Origin of the sequence: Psychrobacter sp. GW64-MNA-CIBAN-0177, assembly GCF_040309585.1 — a bacterium.
Taxonomy (GTDB): domain Bacteria; phylum Pseudomonadota; class Gammaproteobacteria; order Pseudomonadales; family Moraxellaceae; genus Psychrobacter; species Psychrobacter okhotskensis.
In genome coordinates, this window is sequence record NZ_JBEOOY010000070.1 from 1 (window position 1) to 422 (window position 422).

Annotated in this window: 1 protein-coding gene; it reads right to left on the reverse strand. The window is 44.5% G+C overall.

All coding sequences use genetic code 11. The annotated features are described in order from the left end of the window. A partial coding sequence (locus tag AAEY79_RS14215) for a DUF2345 domain-containing protein (RefSeq protein ID WP_352288873.1) occupies positions 1-422 on the reverse strand: 422 nt, incomplete at both ends.

Consider the following 422-nt stretch of genomic DNA (forward strand, 5'->3'; position numbering starts at 1 on the left):
TTTTCTACTAACTTATCAAAAGGTAGCCGCGATAAATAACTACTATCAATCCCACCTCCAGCCTTACTATGCTTACCAGCCTTCTCCGTAAACTGCTTAGCAGTGATTGTGATATTACTGCCTTCTAAGACAATACTCGCACCACCAGCCGTCAGCGTAATCTTATTAGTCGCTACTACTTCAACGGCTTTAGTCGAGGAGGCGATGTTTATATCCTGCTTAGCCGTCGCCTCAAGCTTACCTGTATGCGCGGATAGAGTGATGTTCTCTTTCGCATTGGTCATACTAAACTGACCGTCGGCGATTATGTTTAACGACTCGCTACTGACTTGATGATGACTATCGCCACTACTAATCATCATATCTTGCTGAGTGGTGCTGATCATCTCACCCATTGACCGTTGAATTAGCGTATCGTCACT